This is a genomic window from Aeromonas sp. A600620 (genome assembly GCF_029479985.1).
GTDB lineage: Bacteria > Pseudomonadota > Gammaproteobacteria > Enterobacterales > Aeromonadaceae > Aeromonas > Aeromonas veronii_A.
Map to the genome: position 1 here is coordinate 96,125 of NZ_JAAKXB010000005.1, position 16,528 is coordinate 112,652.

Here is a 16,528-nt window from a genome sequence, read left to right on the forward strand (position 1 = left end):
AAAGGGGAACCTCCGGGTTCCCCTTTTTTATTGCTCTTTAGCGGCTTGTTGCCATCCTCACAGAATTTGTGTCGCCGCTTACCTTTTGCATCGAATCAAGTATACTTGTGCGCGAATTTAAAGAGCCAAATTGTAAAAAGGAAATTCACGTGAATCCTATTGTTAAGTCATTCCAGTACGGTCAACACACCGTCACACTGGAAACCGGTGTGATGGCCCGTCAAGCCACTGCGGCCGTTATGGTCAGCATGGACGATACCTGTGTATTTGTGACCGTCGTAGGCAAGAAAGAGGCCGATCACGGCCGTGATTTCTTCCCGCTGACCGTCAACTACCAGGAGCGTACCTATGCTGCTGGTCGTATCCCGGGTGGTTTCTTCCGTCGTGAAGGCCGTCCGAGCGAAGGCGAGACCCTCATCTCCCGTCTGATCGACCGTCCAATTCGTCCGTTGTTCCCGGAAGGCTTCTTCAATGAGGTTCAGGTGGTTGCGACCGTAATGTCCGTGAATCCGGCAGTCTCCCCCGATATCGTTGCCATGATCGGCGCCTCTGCTGCGCTGGCCATCTCCGGCATTCCGTTTGGCGGCCCGATCGGTGCTGCTCGCGTGGGTTACATGAACGGTCAGTATGTGCTGAACCCGACCACCACCGAACTGCCACAGAGCGATCTGGATCTGGTTGTTGCCGGTACTGCCAACGCCGTACTGATGGTTGAGTCCGAAGCGGCCATCCTCTCCGAAGAGGTGATGCTGGGCGCCGTGGTATACGGTCACGAGCAGATGCAGACCGTTATCAACGCCATCAACGAATTTGCCGCTGCCGTCGGCACCAAGCCGTGGGACTGGACTCCGCCTGTCGTCAACGAAGCGCTGAAAGCCAAGGTTGCCGAGCTGGCGAGCGCCGAGCTGGGTGAAGCCTACCGCATCACCGAGAAGGCTGTTCGTTACGAAACCATCGCGGCCATCAAGGGTCGTGTGGTTGAGCAAGTTATCGCTTCCGGCGTGGAAGAAGATGCCAAGAAGATCGGCGAAGAGTTCCACAGCCTGGAAAGCCGCATCGTTCGTGGCCGCGTAGTGCGTGGTGAGCCGCGTATCGATGGTCGCGATCCGGAAATGATCCGTGCCCTGTCTGTCGCTACCGGCGTATTGCCCCGTGCTCACGGTTCTGCCCTGTTCACTCGTGGTGAAACCCAGGCTATGGTCGTTGCGACCCTGGGTACCGAGCGTGACGCCCAGAACATCGACGAGCTGACCGGCAACCGTGCCGATCGCTTCATGCTACACTACAACTTCCCGCCATACTGCGTCGGTGAGACCGGCATGATGGGTAGCCCGAAGCGTCGTGAAATCGGTCACGGCCGTCTGGCCAAGCGCGGCGTTGCTGCCGTGATGCCGAGTGCTGCTGAGTTCCCGTACGTGGTGCGCGTGGTGTCTGAAATCACTGAATCCAACGGCTCCTCCTCCATGGCGTCTGTCTGTGGTTCCTCTCTGGCGCTGATGGATGCCGGTGTGCCGATCAAGGCTTCCGTCGCCGGTATCGCCATGGGTCTGGTGAAGGAAGAAGAAGGTTTCGTCGTGCTGTCCGACATTCTGGGTGACGAAGATCACCTGGGCGACATGGACTTCAAAGTAGCCGGTACCACCGAAGGTGTGACCGCGCTGCAAATGGACATCAAGATCGAAGGCATCACCAAAGAGATCATGGAGATTGCGCTGAAGCAAGCTCGTGGTGCTCGTCTGCACATCCTGAAAGTGATGGATGAAGCAATCCAGGCTCCCCGTGCCCAGATCTCCGATTTCGCACCGCGTATCCACACCATCAAGATCAATCCTGAGAAGATCAAGGACGTGATCGGTAAGGGTGGTTCCGTGATCCGTGCGCTGACCGAAGAGACCGGCACCAACATCGAGTTGGATGATGACGGTACTGTACGTATCTCCGCTGTGGCCAACGAAGCTGCCATGGAAGCGATCCGTCGCATTGAGGCCATCACCGCCGAGATCGAAGTGAACCGCATCTATGAAGGTAAAGTTGTCCGTCTGGCCGATTTCGGTGCATTCGTCAACATCCTGCCGGGCAAAGATGGTCTGGTACACATCTCCCAGATCACCGATGCTCGCGTTCAGAACGTGGCTGACCACCTGACTATCGGTGACGTGGTCAAGGTGAAGGTACTGGAAGTGGACCGTCAGGGCCGCGTACGTCTCTCCATCAAGGAAGCGAACGCTCCGACTGATGCAGCCCCGGCTGCTGATGCTCCGGTTGCTGCCGAAGCGCCTGCCGCAGAGTAATCTGTCCTCCTGAACCGGATTCTCCGGTTGCATAAAAAAGTCCGGCGCCCTTTGGGGCGCCGGACTTTTTTATGCGCTCAGGCTCATCACGCCGAAGTTGGCTCTCTGCTCAGGATGTGGTGGGCATTGCCGGAGCCTCAAGAGGTCAGGTTAGAAAAGTGTTGCGAAGGGGGAGGGAGAACGGTGTGGGAGAAAGGAGCCTGAGGATTCAGGCTCCTGATAAGGATCAGGCCTCGTTGGCGTGGGCCTTCTGACACCCTTCGACGGCGTGAGCAATCAGTTCCAGTGCGCTCTGGTCGCACGGTGGCAACTCGGCCTCGCACTTGTTGATAGGGGTAACACGATCGCCCCACTTGATGATGGCTGCGCCCCAGGTCAGGCCGGCACCGAAGGCGGCAGTCAGCAGATAGGAATTCGGCTTGACGCGCCCCTGCTCCAGCGCTTCGCACAGGGCGATAGGTACGGTAGCGGCGGAGGTGTTGCCGTAGTTTTCGATGTTGACCATCACCTTCTCCATCGGCGCATTCATCCGTTTGGCGAGGGTCTCGATGATGCGGATATTGGCCTGGTGCGGCACGATCAGGTCGACCTGCTCCGGCGCAATACCGGCCTGCGCCAGCACAGTGCTGGTGGCCTCACCCATGCCGCGCACAGCACGTTTGAAGATCTCCGGCCCTTCGAAGTTGAAGGTGAACAGGCCATCGATATCGGCAAAACGCACCCGGTCGGTACCGAAGTTCGGTACATGCAGGATCTCCCGCGCTTCGCTGTCGCAACCCAGCTTGTTGGCGATCAGGCCACACTCCTGCTCGCTTGCCTCTATCACCACGGCACCGGCACCATCGCCAAACAGTACGGCGGTATCGCGGCGTGCCCAGTCCAGCAGGTAGGTGAGGCGCTCGGCGCCAATCACCAGCACCTTCTTCATCATGCCAGCCTGCACCAGCGAGGTAGCGACGGAGAGGGAGTAGACGAAACCGGTGCAGGCCGCGTTGAGGTCAAACACGGCGGCGTTGACGGCGCCCAGCTTCTTTTGCACCGCAGAGGCGGCACTTGGCAGCAGGTTGTCCGGGGTGGCGGTGGCCAGGATGATGCCATCGAGATCGCTGGCTTCCAGACCGGCGCAGGCCAGTGCGCGGCGACCGGCCAGGGTGGCGAGATCCGAGGTGCTGACATGGGAGATCCGGCGGGCCTTGATGCCGGTGCGCGGATAGATCCACTCGTCTGATGTATCCATGATGGTGCTGAGGTCGTCGTTGGTCAGCACGGAGGGAGGCAGGCATTTGCCCCAGCCGGTGATATTGGCGTATTTCATCTTGTTACCGCTTCTCAAGTGGATCGCCCGCGGGCGGAAAATCGTGCAATTATGCCGTACGAGACAACCACTGTCATCTTGTGGTCATGGTTATGTGCAGGGGGCTCAGCTGTGCCATCTGGTCGCAAAGGGCTGCAACGCGCGGAACATGGCTGGAAATTTTGCTTAAAACGCGGGACTCATCTGCCCTAAGATAGGCGTTTCACCACCGATGAGGGTATCTCCTTGCTCAGAGCCAATCTCAACTTGTTGCCGACCCTCAAGGTGCTGCTGGAGACCCGCAATATCAGCCGCGCCGCCGAGCTGTTGCACCTGAGTCAGCCCTCCATCAGCAAGCAGCTTGCCCAGTTGCGCAGCGAGTTTGATGACGAGTTGCTGGTGCGGGAGGGGCAACGCTGGCTGCTGACGCCACGGGCCGAACTGTTGGCCGCCCAGCTGGCGGATTCTCTCGGTGCGCTGGAGCGGCTCTACGAGGCGCCCGGATTTGACCCGAGCCGCTGCGAGCGGGTATTTCGGCTCGCCTCCTCCGATTATGTGGCCCAGCATATCCTGCCCGATATCTGTGCCGCGCTCGCCAAAGAGGCGCCGTTGGCGGCGCTGGAGTACAGCCTGTGGGACAAGCGTCAGCTGCCGCAGTTGTGGCAGTCCGAGCTGGATCTGGTCTCCACCATCACCGAGCAGGTACCGGATCAGATCCGTGGTCTGCATCAGGGGGAAGATCGGCTGGCGGTGTTGATGGGACGTCACCACCCGCTGGCGGGCAAGGCGCTGAGTCTCGATGACTATCTCGCCTGGCCTCACCTGCAGGTGAGCGGGGGAGGCGACAAGGACAGCCCGGTGGAGCAGGTGTTGGCGCCGCAGGGACTGAGTCGGCGCTGGTTTGCCAGAGTTCCCTTCTTTCAGGCGGCAGTGGAGGTGTTGCTGCGCACCGATTGCCTGATGACCACCCCGGCCCATATCGCCTGGCAGCTCTCCTGTGGCCATGAGCTCACCTTTGTCGATCTGCCCTTTGCTACCCGCGACCAGCAGTATCATCTGCTGTGGCATCAGCGCCACCATCAGGATCCAGCCCACCGCTGGTTTCGCGAGCTGGCCTACCCCTTCCTGCGGGATCATCTGCAACGCACCGTTGGCGAGAGTCGCAAGCTGCTCGATCTCGGCGGTTAGCCGCAGTCGGTTGTGTGGCGTTATAGCCATTGGTTATGGAATCTATTCATAACTTTCACTACTGGCATAATGGCTCAGCCCGTACCCTGAGTGCAGGTCATCATATCGAGCACAAAAGAGGAAAAGCATGGAACTGACGAGTTGGCTGGCACTGGCCGCAATCTGCGTGATGGGGGCCATCAGCCCGGGGCCGAGTCTGGCGCTGATCATCCGCAACACGGTGCAGGGCGGGCAGGGGCATGGCGTCGCTACTGCGCTTGGCCACGGCCTCGGGGTTGGTATCTATGCGCTGGTCACGGCGCTCGGCCTTTCCATTTTGATCACCCAGACACCGATCCTGTTTGATCTGATCCGCTACGGCGGCGCCGCGTTTCTTGCCTGGCTCGGGGTGAAAGCCCTGCTGGCAAAACCAGCCAGTGACGAAGGGAATGAAGAGGTACATCAGTTGCGCGGTCGGCAAGGGGCCTTTGAAGGTTTTATGGTTGCCTTCCTTAACCCCCAGCTGGCGGTTTTCTTCATCGCCCTGTTCAGCCAGTTTGTGCGGGCCGATACCGGCTGGAGCGAAGGGGGCATCATGATGCTCACCGCGGGCGGGATCGATGCCGTCTGGTACGTGCTGGTGGCGCTGGTGCTCTCCCGCGGGCCGGTGCTGGCGTGGCTTAAAGCCAAATCCTTTGTGATCGATAAGGTGAGCGGCCTGGTGCTGCTCGGGCTGGCACTCAAGGTGGTTATCTAATCCTGCATTTTGCGGATACCTTAAGCGGGATCAAGGCACGCAGGCGGTGAATGGGCTAGAGTAGCGCCCATTTGCTGTCCGCCCTGATCCCGAGACCATGCACCAGAACAAGCACCCGTTAAGCCACAACAACCGGTTGGAGCTTCTGGCTCCGGCCAAGAACCTCGCCTACGGCATCGAAGCCATCAACCATGGTGCCGATGCCGTCTACATGGGCGGCCCTGCCTTTGGCGCCCGCAGCGCGGCGGGCAACACCATCGAAGATATCGAAGCGCTGGCGCGCCACGCCCATCGCTTCGGCGCCCAAGTCTTTGTCGCCTTCAACACCCTGCTGCACGATCACGAGCTGGAGCTGGCGCGGCGGCTGACCCACCAAATCTATGAAGCTGGAGCAGATGCGCTCATCGTCCAGGACATGGGGCTGCTGGCGCTGGATTTGCCTCCCATCGCGCTCCATGCCAGTACCCAGACCGACAACCGCACGCCGGAGAAGGTGAAGTTTCTGCAGGATGTGGGTTTCTCTCAGGTGGTGCTGGCGCGCGAACTGTCTCTTGCGCAGATCCGCGAGATCAGTGCGGCGACCAATGTGCAGCTGGAGTTTTTTATCCACGGCGCTCTCTGCGTTTCCTACAGTGGCCAGTGCAACATCAGCCATGCCCGTACCGGCCGCAGTGCCAACCGTGGTGAGTGTGCCCAGCTCTGCCGTCTGCCCTGCTCGCTGCAAAAGCCGGATGGCGAAGTGCTGGTGGCAGACAGCCACCTGTTGTCCCTCAAGGATATGGATCAGACCGATAACCTGGAGGCCTTGATCGAGGCGGGGATCCGCTCCTTCAAGATTGAAGGGCGCCTCAAGGGGCTCGACTACGTCAAGAACGTTACCGCCTGGTATCGCCAGAAGCTGGACGCCATTCTGGATAGCCGCTCCGATCTGGTCGCCGCCTCGGCGGGTCGTTGCAGCTACAGCTTCACGCCTGACCCCAAGAAAAGTTTCAACCGCGGCAGCACAGACTACTTCCTCCATGGCCGCCAGCAGGGGATCGACTCCACCAAGAGCCCGAAATATGTGGGTGAACCGCTCGGGCGTGTCACCAAGGTGACCCGTGACGGTATCGAGATTGACGGCAAACAGGTCACCCTCAACAACGGTGACGGTCTGGGCTTCTTCAAGCCGAACAACGAGCTGGTGGGGATGCGCCTCAACAAAGTCGAAGGTAAGCAGTTACTCCTGTCAGAACGCATGCCGGGGCTGAAGGTGGGGACCGAAATCTACCGCAACCACGATCAGGCGTTCAGCAAGATGCTGGAGAAGGCGAGCGCGGATCGCCGCATCCGGGTCGATATGGTGCTGGCTGAGTGCGATGAGGGCGTGATCCTCACGCTCACCGACGAGCAGGGCATTAGTGCCACGGTGACCCTGCCTTGCGACAAACAGCCTGCCGACAACCCGGAGCGGGCGCTGCAGCAGGCGCGGGATCAACTTGGTAAACTCGGCAATACCCTGTTTGTGGCGCGCAAGATTGAGTTGGCATTCACTCACCCGCTCTTTATCGCCGCATCACAGCTCAACGGTTTGCGCCGGGACGGCATCGCCGCGCTGGAGGCGGCACGGGTGGCCAGCTACCAGCGCCCCGAGCGACGCATCGCCCTGCGGGATATCAACTATCCCCAGCACCGCCTCTCCTACCTTGGCAACGTGCTGAACAGCGCGGCCGAACAGTTCTTCCGCGAGCACGGGGTGGAGCGCATCGCTCCCGCCTATGAGGCGAACAAGGAGGAGCGGGAAGTGGTGCTGATGATCACCAAGCATTGCATCCGCTATAGCCAGAACCTCTGTCCGAACGAGGTGCCCGGTCTCAAGGCCGAGCCGCTGGAGCTCAAGATGGGTAAAGATACCTTCCGCCTGCGCTTTGACTGCAACCGCTGCGAAATGCATGTGATGGGCAGCCTGAAACGCTGATCAATGAGCCCCTTTCTCCATCCGGAAAGGGGCAACTTTTATCGCAGGTTCTCTGCCTACCCTCCTTTAATTGTCCCTCTCCAGCGCCAGCAGCGTTTTTTTAATCTCCAATCCCCCCGCATAGCCGGTCAGGCTGCCGTTTTGGCCGATCACCCGATGGCAGGGGACGATGATCGAGAGCGGATTGCGGCCATTCGCCGCGCCCACTGCCCGCACCGCATCGGGTTTGCCGATGGTGCGAGCGATATCGCTGTAGCTGCGGGTCTCGCCATAGGGGATGTCGCACAATGCTTGCCATACCGCTTGCTGAAATGCGGTGCCGCGGGCGGCAAGGGGCAGGGAGAAGCGCTGCAAGCGACCGGCAAAATAGGCGTCAAATTCGGCGAGGAAGGGAGCCAGTGCTCTGTGATCTTGCTGCCAGCCACTCATATCGGGCAGTGCCCGCAGGCCCGCCACAAAGTCTACGTGCACCAGACCAGATTCATTGATGGCAACCAGCAGATCGCCGCAGCGGGTCGGCAGGATATCGTAGCGGATCATGGGGTTATCTCCTGTTGTGGGTTATCTGGCTGGTTTTCGTTGCCAGTGGCACGGAGTAGCAAATCGGGCGCTTCACTCATGGCATGCCACAGCCAGCTGGCCGCATAGCTGCGCCACGGCTGCCATGCTGCGCTTTGCGCCAACCCCTCTTTTACCGGCAGCTTGGTGCCGCCGCCGAGTGCCTTTTGCAGCACCAGATCGGAAGCGGGGAAGGCATCGGTATCCAGCCCGCAGCGCAGCCGCCAGTAAGAGACCGTCCACGGGCCTATGCCCGGCAGCGCCAGCAACTGCTCGTCACTGGCTGTCGTGAGGGTCAGCTCGCCGCTGGCCAGCGCCTGTGCCACGCCGCGCAGGGTACGAATGCGGCTGCCGGGCATGCCGATACCGTCGAGATCGAGTTCGCACAACTGGGCGGGGGTCGGTAGTTGCGCCACCCCGTATTGCGCCTCGGTGCGCGCCACCAGCCGCCCGAGTATGGTGATGGCCCCCTTGACCGAGACCTGCTGGCCTACGATGGCGCGCAGCATCACCTCATACTCGTCCCAGCCACCCGGCAGCCGTACGCCGGGCCAGCGCGCCAGCAAGCGGGAGAGCAGAGGATCCTGAGCGAGCAGATCGCCGATCCGATGCATATCGGCATCGAGATCCCACATCCTGCGCACCCGATAGAGCAGATCGGGCAGCGCCGCGAGCGGCAGATCATGAACGGTGAGTTGCAGGCTGTGCCTCTTGCCCTGCGCGATGCGCACCAGCGCGACCTGATCACCGACCTGGTAGCGCCTCTCATACACCTCGCCATCTACCCGCTCCAGCCCGGGGATCGCACGCAGCCGGTAGAACGCCAGCATGGCCGCCACATCATACGGGGGACGGTAGGGCAACTGCAGCGTCAGCGTTGCGCCGCGCGGCTGATCGTTCATGTGCTCTGGCGCGTCAGCGTGCTGCTCCTGCTGGCGCAGGGAGCGCGGGGCCAGTCCGTAGGCGTTGAGCCAAGCATCATTGAAGCGGCGGATGCTGGCAAAGCCGGCGGCAAACGCGATGTCGGTAATGGGCAGCCCAGTTTCAGTCAGCAGCCGTTTCGCGAGCAGCAGGCGGCGCGTCTGCTCCACCTGTTTTGGTGAGGCGCCGAGATGTTGCTCGAACTGGCGGCGCAGGGTGCGTTCGCTGATCCCTGCCTCAGTGGCCAGTTTGGCGAGCGTGCCCTCCGCCAGCTCTCCGCGATCGATGCGTGCCAGCAGACGTGCCAGTTCAACCGGCAGATCGCCACGGGCTGCGGGGGCCAGCTCAGGGCGGCAGCGCAGGCAGGGTCGCAGCCCATACTGCTCGGCGGCCGCGGCGCTTTGGAAGTAGCGCACATTGTGCTCGTGCGGTGGCCGTGCTGGGCAGACAGGCCGGCAGTAGATGCCGGTCGAGAGCACGCCGGTAAAGAAGCGGCCATCGAAGCGAGCATCGCGGGCGAGCCGTGCGGCGTGACACTGTTCGCGGCTGAGGGTGTTGATCACCTCATCCGGTGACGACTCAGGGCTTGGCTTTGCATTCATGGTGTTGGCGGCGTTGCTGGAATAGATGGCAAGAGAGTAAGGGGGCTCGGGGGCCATGACTAGCCAGAAACGGACAGGGATAGCAAAAATTGGCCGAAGTTTTTTTACTCTTTCGTTGCACGGTTGGGTTTCACTCTTCGCTCCGTTGTTGTCCATTTGGCAAGGCTCGGCAGAAGAGCTCATAACGGATGGGGTCGGAGGCTCGATTGGCCTAGCTTTATTTGCTTAGCGAGATTAGTGGCGGCGAAAACTGCTTATAAATTAATAACAGATCACATAATTATCTTTTTTACATTGAATGTGGTGATTTTGTGTTGTTCAATTGAGTCAGTTAATTTTTTGTGATTATTAAGTCATCACATCTGCGGCCCAAGGCCGACCAATAACAACACTTGCCAAGGATGATAAGTGAACGACTGTAAGGCATGGCCCCATTGCCGGGGGTTTAGTCTGATCGAGTTGTTGATTGCCATGACGGTTGTCAGCATTCTCGCGGCCATCGCGTTGCCAGCGTATCAGGGTTATCTGCAACAGGGACGTCGTTACGAAGCACAGCAGCAATTGCTGGAGCAGGCGCTCGCCCTCGAACGTATCTATACCCAACAGGGCCGTTATCCCGACACGTTTGCCACCCCTTCCAACACGGATTTTTACCAGTTCAGCTACAGCCAGCAAGATGCTGGCGACTATCTGCTCAAAGCCATTCCAACGACGCGACAACAGGATGAGTGCGGCACTCTGACGCTCGATCAGACCGGTTATCGCGCGGCCAATCGTCATGACTGCTGGGGATCATAAGATGAACGAGCGCGGATTTACCCTGATTGAGTTGATGATCACGGTCGGCATTGCCGCCATCTTGCTGCTGGTTGCAGTGCCCTCCATGAGTCAGCGGCTTGCGGCCGAGCGGCTCTCTCGCAGTGCGACCGAACTCGCTTCCGCCTACCGCTTTGCCCGCAGCGAAGCGGTCAAGCTGACCCTGCCGGTGGTACTGCAGGGCACCGAGAACGGTGGCTGGGAGGTGATGGCTGACAGCAAGTTGCTGCGTCAGGCGGCAGCACCTGCTGGCGGCGTGGTGATCAAACCGTTTGAGCCGATCCGGATCGCGCCAACCGGCAGCAGTAGCCACGCCGAGATCACTCTGGCCAATCGCCTCGGAGATCAGCGCGTGCTCTGTGTGGCGCCGAGCGGCCAGCTGCTGCACGGGAGCTGCTCATGAGACACACCGCGCCTGCTCGCCAGCAGGGTTTCAATCTGGTGGAGATCATGGTCTCCATGGTGTTGGCGGTGATGGTATTTCTCGGTCTCGCCAAGGGGCAGGTGGTCTCGTTGCAGCAGGCGCACTATAGCCTGCAGAGTACGTTGGCCACGATTGAGGCGAGCAACAGTGTGGAGCAGATCTGGGGTTCGCTGTGTGAAGTACAGCGCAAGCCGGAGCGGTTCACCCAGGGCGATTTTCTTGCCCGCTTCACCCTGCACGAGGGCCACCAGCTGGTGCTGCCTAGTCGCTACAGCGACCACTTTGTGGTCGCCATCGAGTGGCGTGATGCGCGGATCTCCGGTGCCAGGCGGGTTGAGCTGAACGCAGGATTTCCGCCACTATGCTGAACGTTCCCTTCCGACAGCGAGGTGTCAGTCTCGTCGAGCTGATGATCTCCATGGTGCTCGGTCTGATGCTGATGCTGGCTATTTTTGCCGGTTACGTGCCTATCAAGAGCACGGTTGAGCAGAGCAAGGCGCTGGAGCAGGCGAACGAAGTGCTGCGCTTTGCCACTCTCACCTTTACCAACAGCGTCAAGCAGGCGGATCAGCTGATAGCGGTCACCCCTGATCGCCTGACGCTGGCTTTCAAGGTAGAGGGGGGCAGTCCGGTGCTCTCCTGCCTTGGCAACCAGAAAACCGCCGATTTTACCGAGCAGTACCGCTTCACGCCGCCGGTACTCAGTTGCGATGACGGGGATGGCCCGCGCCTGTTGCTGGCCCATCTTCAGGATCTTGAATTCGGCCAGCAGGGGGCGCTGGTCAATATCCGCATCTTGCCCGAAGGGCTGCCGAGCTATCTGGCGCCTGGGGTAGAGGTGCAGGTGGCACGCCGCAAGGCGGTCTGGGCGGCAGCACTGGCCACATCCGGTGCAGGGGGAGCAGGATGAACAAGGGATTGCAGGGGCAGCGAGGAGCCGTATTGCTGGTGGTGCTGGTGGTGAGCCTGCTGTCGAGCCTGCTGGTGTTTACCAGCATTCAGGAGAACCAGCTGCAAACCCGCCTGAGCGGCAATTTTCACAAGAAGATCAATGCACAGCTCAGTGCCGAGCAGGGGATGAACGACAGTTATCGCGCCCTGCATCAGGCGCTCGGCTCCGAACCACGGATAGAGTGGGATCAACTGGTGCAGAAGGTGCCAGGCAAGGGGGAAGGGGCCATGGCGGGCAGCCGCTTTCGCATCGATCTGCTGGATGCTTCTACAGGCAGCAAACTGGCGTTGCAGAGCCATGGCCGTTATCTGGAGGGCAATGCCAGTCTCAACGCGCTGTTTGCCCTCAAGCGCGAGCCCGGCAATCTCATCTTTCAGGATTCGGTAGTGGCATGCGAAGGGCTAAGCCTCTCCGGTAGCGGTTTTATCGATAGTTATGACTCGCGCAAGGGAGCGTACAAGGAGTCTGTTTCCGGGACCCTTAATCAGGGGCAGAACGCCAAGGTGGCGACCGTCAGCGACAAGGCCAATGTAGTGCTCGCCGGGCACTCCCCCATCTGGGGTGATGTGCGGGCGACCGGCTCGGTGACCTTGAACGGATCTTCACCTGTTGCGGGTAATGTACTTGCTGGCGGCGACATCACCATTTCTCCCTCTGATGGAGTCGTCAGGGTGGAGGGCAGCGTAAACGGGAGTGGAAATTTTGCCTTGCAAGGGGGGCATATTGCCGGAGCTGTTGCGATCAATGGTGATGTTTCTATGGGTCATGGCACCAGCATTGCTGGCGACAAGTTGAACTATGGTGGGAACGGGGCATTCCTTGATGCCAAGCATCAGAAGTATCTGGATCCCCAATATCGCGCTCATCCCAAGCTACCGCCTGTGGCCGGGCAGGTGTGTGACCCGCTCAATGTGGCAGCGTTGCCCAAATCGTTCCCCCCTGCAACATTGCCCATCAATGGCCCGCTGACGCTCGGGGCCACCCAGCAGATGGTGCTGACCACGGATCCCTCCACCGGCTCGGTAACCAGCAGCAACCAGCACAAGCCCGGGCTACCGTTCCCCGGCAAAGGGGAGCTGTTTGGCAAGGAACAGACTATTTACAAGCTCGACAGCCTCAATATGGGGGCCGATGCCAAGCTCACCATCAAGGGGGATGTGGTGCTGCTGATCGACAAGGATTTCACCATGACAGGCAGCAACAAGTTGACGGTGAGCGAGGGGAGCAGCCTGACCCTGATCGTCAGCGGCAAGGTCGATCTTGGGGCCGGTGCCGAGGTGACGGCAGCCAAACAGGGGCTGACCGCTGGCGGTACGCCCGCTATCTCCATCTATTCCGCGTATAGCGGCAAGGATGGGGTCAAGCTGTCGGGCAATACGCCGCTCTATGCCGCTCTCTATGCCCCGCTCACCGAGATGAAGATCAGCGGAAGTGGCGGTCTGTACGGGGCGGTGCGTGCCAAGCACCTGACCGAGAGCGGTGCGGGCGGTGTGCACTATGACGAGGCGCTGGGCATGGCAGATCTGGGGGACGATCAGGGGCCGCCTCCGACGTTGGCACTGCGGCAGTGGCACTTTGTGCAGTGAGGCTGGCGAGCCGCTAAAAAGGATCGAATGGGGCGCGCAACTGTGAGAAGGTGGAGATCTGTCCACCCAGTCGTTCACTGTTGAGGAGTGCTCCATGCCAGGCCCAGCTCGTGCCGGTGCCCTGATCTATGCCAAGGATCCGGGCCTGCTGACCCACTTTTACCGTACATTGCTGCAGATGGTGGTCTGCAGTCAGGATGAGCAGTTGGTGGTGCTGGAAAACAGCGATATCCAGCTGCTGATCCACGCCATTCCCGAGCCTTATACCGGGCAAGTTGTTATCAAGCGGCCGCCGGAATTGCGGGAAGAGGGGGCTATCAAACTGTTCTTCACCGTCTCCAGCCTCGCCTGGGCAGAAGCGAAGGCGGCGGATCTCGGTGGCGGCCTGCTGCCACAGCAGTGGACAGGGCCCGGCTTTGTGGTGCGCAACGCCTTCGATCCTGAGGGCAATATCCTGCAACTGCGCGAGTTGCTGGGTTCCCCTGATCCTCTCTGAATTCTCTCTTTTTACAGCATGGTGGTGGCGTGCTGTGCCATGCACCGCCATAAAAATGAACCGCCATAAAAACGGGGCCCTGTAGTGGTCAACTAAAAAGGGCCCCGTTCTGCTGTTAGCTTACTGCGCTCATTACTTCAGGTAGCGCTGTTCCAGATGCTGGCGAAGCCAGTGCGGGTTGAGCGCTTCACCGGTGGCGCGGCGCACCAGCTCGTCGGTGCTGTGCAGGCTCCCCTGTGACCAGATGTTGCGCCCGAGCCAGCCGAAGATCTCCGGCAAGCGGCCCGCTGCGATCACTTCCCCCATGCTGCCCAGCTCTTTTTCGAGGGCAAAACGCAGCTGGGCGGCATACATGGCGCCCAGGGTGTAGCTCGGGAAGTAGCCGAACGAGCCGTCGGTCCAGTGAATATCTTGCATGCAGCCATTGCGGTAGTTGCCCTTGGTGGAGAGTCCCAGCCACTGCTGCATCTTGGCGTCCCACAGCTCGGGGATGTCGGCCACCTCGATCTTCCCTTCCACCAGATCGCGCTCCAGCTCGTAGCGCAGGATAACGTGGGCCGGATAGGTCACCTCGTCCGCATCGACCCGGATAAAGCCCGGCTCGACCCGGCTGTAGAGCTTGGCCAGATTGTCCGGTGCAAATGCCGCCTGCTCGCCGAAGTGGTGACGAATGCGTGGTGCCAGCAGCGCGAGGAAGGCCGGATGATGGCCCAGCTGCATCTCGCAAAACAGGCTCTGGCTCTCGTGGATCGCCATGGAGCGCGCTTCGGCCACCGGCTGACCCAGCAGATGACGGGGCAGTCCCTGCTCGTAACGGGCGTGACCGGTTTCGTGCACTATGCCCATCAGGCTGGAGACAAACTCCTGCTCGTTATAGCGGGTAGTGATCCGCACGTCGGTCGGCACGCCGCCACAGAAGGGGTGACTGCTCACATCGAGCCGGCCGTGGGCGAAATCAAAGCCGAGCAGTCCCATCACCTCCTGACCGAGCGCTTGCTGGGTCGGGATGGGGAAGGGGCCTTGCGGCAGCAGCAGGGCATCGCCCTTCTGCTGTTTACTCACGGTCTGGATAAGAGCCGGCAGCCAGCTGGCGAGATCGCCGAAGATCTGATCGAGCCGTGCGCTGGTCATGCCCGGCTCATAGAGCGCCAGCATGGCGTCGTAGGGGCGCACGCCAAGGGCATCGGCCCGCAGCTGCGCCACTTCACGGGAGAGTTTCACCACCTCCTCGAGATTGGGGGCAAAACCGGCCCAGTCGTTGTTCTTGCGCTGGCTGCGCCAGGCGTGCTCGCACTTGCTGCCAGCGAGCGACAGCGCTTCGACCAGCTCACCGGGCAGCAGGCTGGCATCTTGCCACTGGCGCTTGATCTCGCCGAGGTTGGCACGTTGCACTTCATCGAGCGGCTCACTCTCGGCCTTGGCAATCCAGTCGCCCAGCTCGGGAGCGGTGCGCTTCTGGTGGATCAGCAGACCGAGTTCGGCCATTGCTTCGGCGCGGGCATCGTTGCCCCCTTCCGGCATCATGGCCGCCTGATCCCAGCCGCAGATGGCGGCGAGGTGGCTAAAGCGGTGGATCTGCTGCTGATGTTGTTCAAGCTTTCGATATGACATGGGATTGTCCTTGTTATCGTCCCTGATGGTATGCCGCCCCGTACCTGGCATGATCGGGGCCGTTCGATGCTAACACCGCCGCTGTATAGTTGACCACCTTCATGCGGGCGGGCAAAAGACGTGGGAGCTAAACGCGGATTAGCCGAGCCGCTTCTGGTGCCGTTCGCGGTTTTCCGCTTTTTTGAGTTCGCTTTTACGCAGCAGCACGTATAGAGCGCCGCTGCCGCCGTGGCGACGCTCTGCGCTGTGGATCGCCATGACGGCGGGCAGTTGCGGCAACCAGGCGCTCACATAGCTTTTCAGCAGGGCGCGTGGGGTGCTGCGCTCCCCCTTGCCGTGCAGGATCAGCAGGCAGCGGATATCCCGGACTTCACAATCCGCAATGAACTGTACCAGCGTCTGGCGCGCTTCATTGAGGGTTTTCTGGTGCAAGTCCAGGCTGGCCTGCAACTCGTATTTGCCGAGCCGCAGCTTCTTGTAGACCCCCTCCTGCACCCCATCGCGCTTGAAGCCGACGATTTCGTGCGGATCGCGCATCTCGATGGCCTCCATGGTGAGGTGGTCGAGGGTGAGTTGCTCGGCGGTGGCAGCCTGACGGCGAGCGAGCTGCGCCTCGGTTGGGGCGGATTTAGCCGCATGGGGATGGATGTTGTCGCTGCGAATGGGCCGCACGTCGGCCACTTCATTCATGAATAGCGAGAGTTCGTCGTTATGAGACACGGCAGGCTCCCCATAAGAAAAAGTGGGGGCCATTATAACGGCCGTAACCGGCACAGAAAACGGGGAAAGGGGGAGGGGATAAGGGGCCCCCAGCATGGACACTGGTGCAGTCTGGCCCGGGAATCACAGTCGCGAACCATAAAACAGCACAGGCGGTCAGTGTGAGCTGCCGCCTGTGGTCAGAGGATTATTTTCCCTCTTTGGGTTGTTGAGAATGGGGTTGCTGTGAATGAGGCGGTTGCGAGTGCATCACCTTGTAGATGAAGTAGGCCGCGTAAGAGCTGATGAGCAAGAAGGTGCCGATTATCACCAGCATCGACATCAATCCCACGCTGTTGCCAAACATCAGGTCCAGCCAAAAGTCCATTTTATTGCT

16 protein-coding genes are annotated in these 16,528 nt (G+C 60.4%); 10 read left to right on the forward strand and 6 right to left on the reverse strand.

Going from position 1 to position 16,528, the window contains the following annotated elements:
• The first annotated feature begins 149 nt into the window (after nt 1-149).
• Nucleotides 150-2,291 (forward strand): polyribonucleotide nucleotidyltransferase, encoded by a 2,142-nt coding sequence (gene pnp / locus G5533_RS08590; RefSeq protein WP_216979370.1) that lies wholly within the window; start codon nt 150-152, stop codon nt 2,289-2,291.
• Between the two features lie 226 nt (nt 2,292-2,517).
• Here pnp and G5533_RS08595 read toward each other — a convergent pair whose 3' ends face one another.
• Complete coding sequence (locus tag G5533_RS08595) at nt 2,518-3,606, reverse strand: ketoacyl-ACP synthase III (protein ID WP_216979369.1); 1,089 nt, start codon at nt 3,604-3,606, stop codon at nt 2,518-2,520.
• Between the two features lie 225 nt (nt 3,607-3,831).
• On the opposite strand from G5533_RS08595, the gene G5533_RS08600 reads away from it, so the two are divergent.
• The 3 genes from G5533_RS08600 (at nt 3,832) to G5533_RS08610 (ending at nt 7,466) form a co-directional block, all read left to right on the forward strand.
• Entirely contained in the window at nt 3,832-4,773 is a 942-nt protein-coding gene (locus tag G5533_RS08600) for a LysR family transcriptional regulator (protein WP_115522808.1), read from the forward strand.
• A gap of 127 nt (nt 4,774-4,900) precedes the next feature.
• A complete protein-coding gene (locus G5533_RS08605) occupies nt 4,901-5,509 on the forward strand; it encodes a LysE family translocator (RefSeq protein ID WP_058057313.1) in 609 nt (202 codons plus the stop codon).
• A 97-nt stretch (nt 5,510-5,606) separates the two neighbouring features.
• Nucleotides 5,607-7,466: a peptidase U32 family protein gene (locus G5533_RS08610; RefSeq protein ID WP_421209886.1), complete on the forward strand. Its 1,860-nt coding sequence runs from the start codon at nt 5,607-5,609 to the stop codon at nt 7,464-7,466.
• 66 nt (nt 7,467-7,532) lie between these two features.
• On the opposite strand, the gene G5533_RS08615 is transcribed toward G5533_RS08610, so the two are convergent.
• Both G5533_RS08615 and G5533_RS08620 read right to left on the reverse strand, forming a co-directional pair.
• On the reverse strand, nt 7,533-8,006 hold the full coding sequence (locus G5533_RS08615; RefSeq protein WP_236271704.1) for a methylated-DNA--[protein]-cysteine S-methyltransferase: 474 nt from the start codon (nt 8,004-8,006) through the stop codon (nt 7,533-7,535).
• On the reverse strand, nt 8,003-9,547 hold the full coding sequence (locus G5533_RS08620) for an AlkA N-terminal domain-containing protein (RefSeq protein WP_421255694.1): 1,545 nt from the start codon (nt 9,545-9,547) through the stop codon (nt 8,003-8,005). Before G5533_RS08620 ends, G5533_RS08615 begins: the two co-directional genes overlap by 4 nt.
• A 408-nt stretch (nt 9,548-9,955) precedes the next feature.
• Here G5533_RS08620 and G5533_RS08625 point away from each other — a divergent pair, with 408 nt between their 5' ends.
• The 6 genes from G5533_RS08625 to G5533_RS08650 all read left to right on the forward strand — a co-directional run bounded on the left by G5533_RS08625 (nt 9,956) and on the right by G5533_RS08650 (nt 13,821).
• Nucleotides 9,956-10,345 (forward strand): type IV pilin protein, encoded by a 390-nt coding sequence (locus G5533_RS08625; RefSeq protein ID WP_005343572.1) that lies wholly within the window; start codon nt 9,956-9,958, stop codon nt 10,343-10,345.
• A gap of 1 nt (nt 10,346) precedes the next feature.
• Nucleotides 10,347-10,766 carry a GspH/FimT family pseudopilin gene (locus G5533_RS08630; protein WP_421244650.1) on the forward strand — a complete coding sequence of 140 codons (420 nt, stop codon included), beginning with the start codon at nt 10,347-10,349 and terminating at the stop codon, nt 10,764-10,766.
• Nucleotides 10,763-11,155, forward strand: coding sequence for a type IV pilus modification PilV family protein (locus G5533_RS08635; RefSeq protein ID WP_159143122.1), 393 nt, complete (start codon nt 10,763-10,765; stop codon nt 11,153-11,155). The genes G5533_RS08630 and G5533_RS08635 overlap by 4 nt, the downstream gene beginning before the upstream one ends.
• Nucleotides 11,149-11,697 carry a PilW family protein gene (locus G5533_RS08640; protein ID WP_216979366.1) on the forward strand — a complete coding sequence of 183 codons (549 nt, stop codon included), beginning with the start codon at nt 11,149-11,151 and terminating at the stop codon, nt 11,695-11,697. Before G5533_RS08635 ends, G5533_RS08640 begins: the two co-directional genes overlap by 7 nt.
• The gene (locus G5533_RS08645) at nt 11,694-13,325 is read left to right on the forward strand and encodes a DUF7305 domain-containing protein (RefSeq protein WP_441254696.1); all 1,632 of its coding nucleotides are present in this window, start codon (nt 11,694-11,696) and stop codon (nt 13,323-13,325) included. Before G5533_RS08640 ends, G5533_RS08645 begins: the two co-directional genes overlap by 4 nt.
• Before the next feature lie 94 nt (nt 13,326-13,419).
• Nucleotides 13,420-13,821, forward strand: a complete 402-nt coding sequence (locus G5533_RS08650; protein WP_159143128.1) for a VOC family protein — start codon at nt 13,420-13,422, stop codon at nt 13,819-13,821.
• A 132-nt stretch (nt 13,822-13,953) separates the two neighbouring features.
• On the opposite strand, the gene G5533_RS08655 is transcribed toward G5533_RS08650, so the two are convergent.
• The 3 genes from G5533_RS08655 to G5533_RS08665 form a co-directional block, all read right to left on the reverse strand.
• The gene (locus G5533_RS08655; RefSeq protein ID WP_441254697.1) at nt 13,954-15,432 is read right to left on the reverse strand and encodes a carboxypeptidase M32; all 1,479 of its coding nucleotides are present in this window, start codon (nt 15,430-15,432) and stop codon (nt 13,954-13,956) included.
• A gap of 138 nt (nt 15,433-15,570) precedes the next feature.
• Nucleotides 15,571-16,152, reverse strand: a complete 582-nt coding sequence (gene smrA / locus G5533_RS08660) for a DNA endonuclease SmrA (protein ID WP_441254698.1) — start codon at nt 16,150-16,152, stop codon at nt 15,571-15,573.
• Between the two features lie 187 nt (nt 16,153-16,339).
• Nucleotides 16,340-16,519: a DUF3149 domain-containing protein gene (locus G5533_RS08665; RefSeq protein WP_005338733.1), complete on the reverse strand. Its 180-nt coding sequence runs from the start codon at nt 16,517-16,519 to the stop codon at nt 16,340-16,342.
• Nucleotides 16,520-16,528: the final 9 nt, after the last annotated feature.

Excerpts from the sequence above, each read along its gene's own strand:
- G5533_RS08595 (WP_216979369.1), bottom strand. The coding sequence starts at position 3,606 with ATGAAATACGCCAATATCACCGGCTGGGGCAAATGCCTGCCTCCCTCC.
- G5533_RS08605 (WP_058057313.1), top strand. The coding sequence starts at position 4,901 with ATGGAACTGACGAGTTGGCTGGCACTGGCCGCAATCTGCGTGATGGGG.
- G5533_RS08610 (WP_421209886.1), top strand. The coding sequence starts at position 5,607 with ATGCACCAGAACAAGCACCCGTTAAGCCACAACAACCGGTTGGAGCTT.
- G5533_RS08615 (WP_236271704.1), bottom strand. The coding sequence starts at position 8,006 with ATGATCCGCTACGATATCCTGCCGACCCGCTGCGGCGATCTGCTGGTT.
- G5533_RS08620 (WP_421255694.1), bottom strand. The coding sequence starts at position 9,547 with ATGAATGCAAAGCCAAGCCCTGAGTCGTCACCGGATGAGGTGATCAAC.
- G5533_RS08630 (WP_421244650.1), top strand. The coding sequence starts at position 10,347 with ATGAACGAGCGCGGATTTACCCTGATTGAGTTGATGATCACGGTCGGC.
- G5533_RS08635 (WP_159143122.1), top strand. The coding sequence starts at position 10,763 with ATGAGACACACCGCGCCTGCTCGCCAGCAGGGTTTCAATCTGGTGGAG.
- G5533_RS08640 (WP_216979366.1), top strand. The coding sequence starts at position 11,149 with ATGCTGAACGTTCCCTTCCGACAGCGAGGTGTCAGTCTCGTCGAGCTG.
- G5533_RS08645 (WP_441254696.1), top strand. The coding sequence starts at position 11,694 with ATGAACAAGGGATTGCAGGGGCAGCGAGGAGCCGTATTGCTGGTGGTG.
- G5533_RS08650 (WP_159143128.1), top strand. The coding sequence starts at position 13,420 with ATGCCAGGCCCAGCTCGTGCCGGTGCCCTGATCTATGCCAAGGATCCG.
- G5533_RS08655 (WP_441254697.1), bottom strand. The coding sequence starts at position 15,432 with ATGTCATATCGAAAGCTTGAACAACATCAGCAGCAGATCCACCGCTTT.
- G5533_RS08665 (WP_005338733.1), bottom strand. The coding sequence starts at position 16,519 with ATGGACTTTTGGCTGGACCTGATGTTTGGCAACAGCGTGGGATTGATG.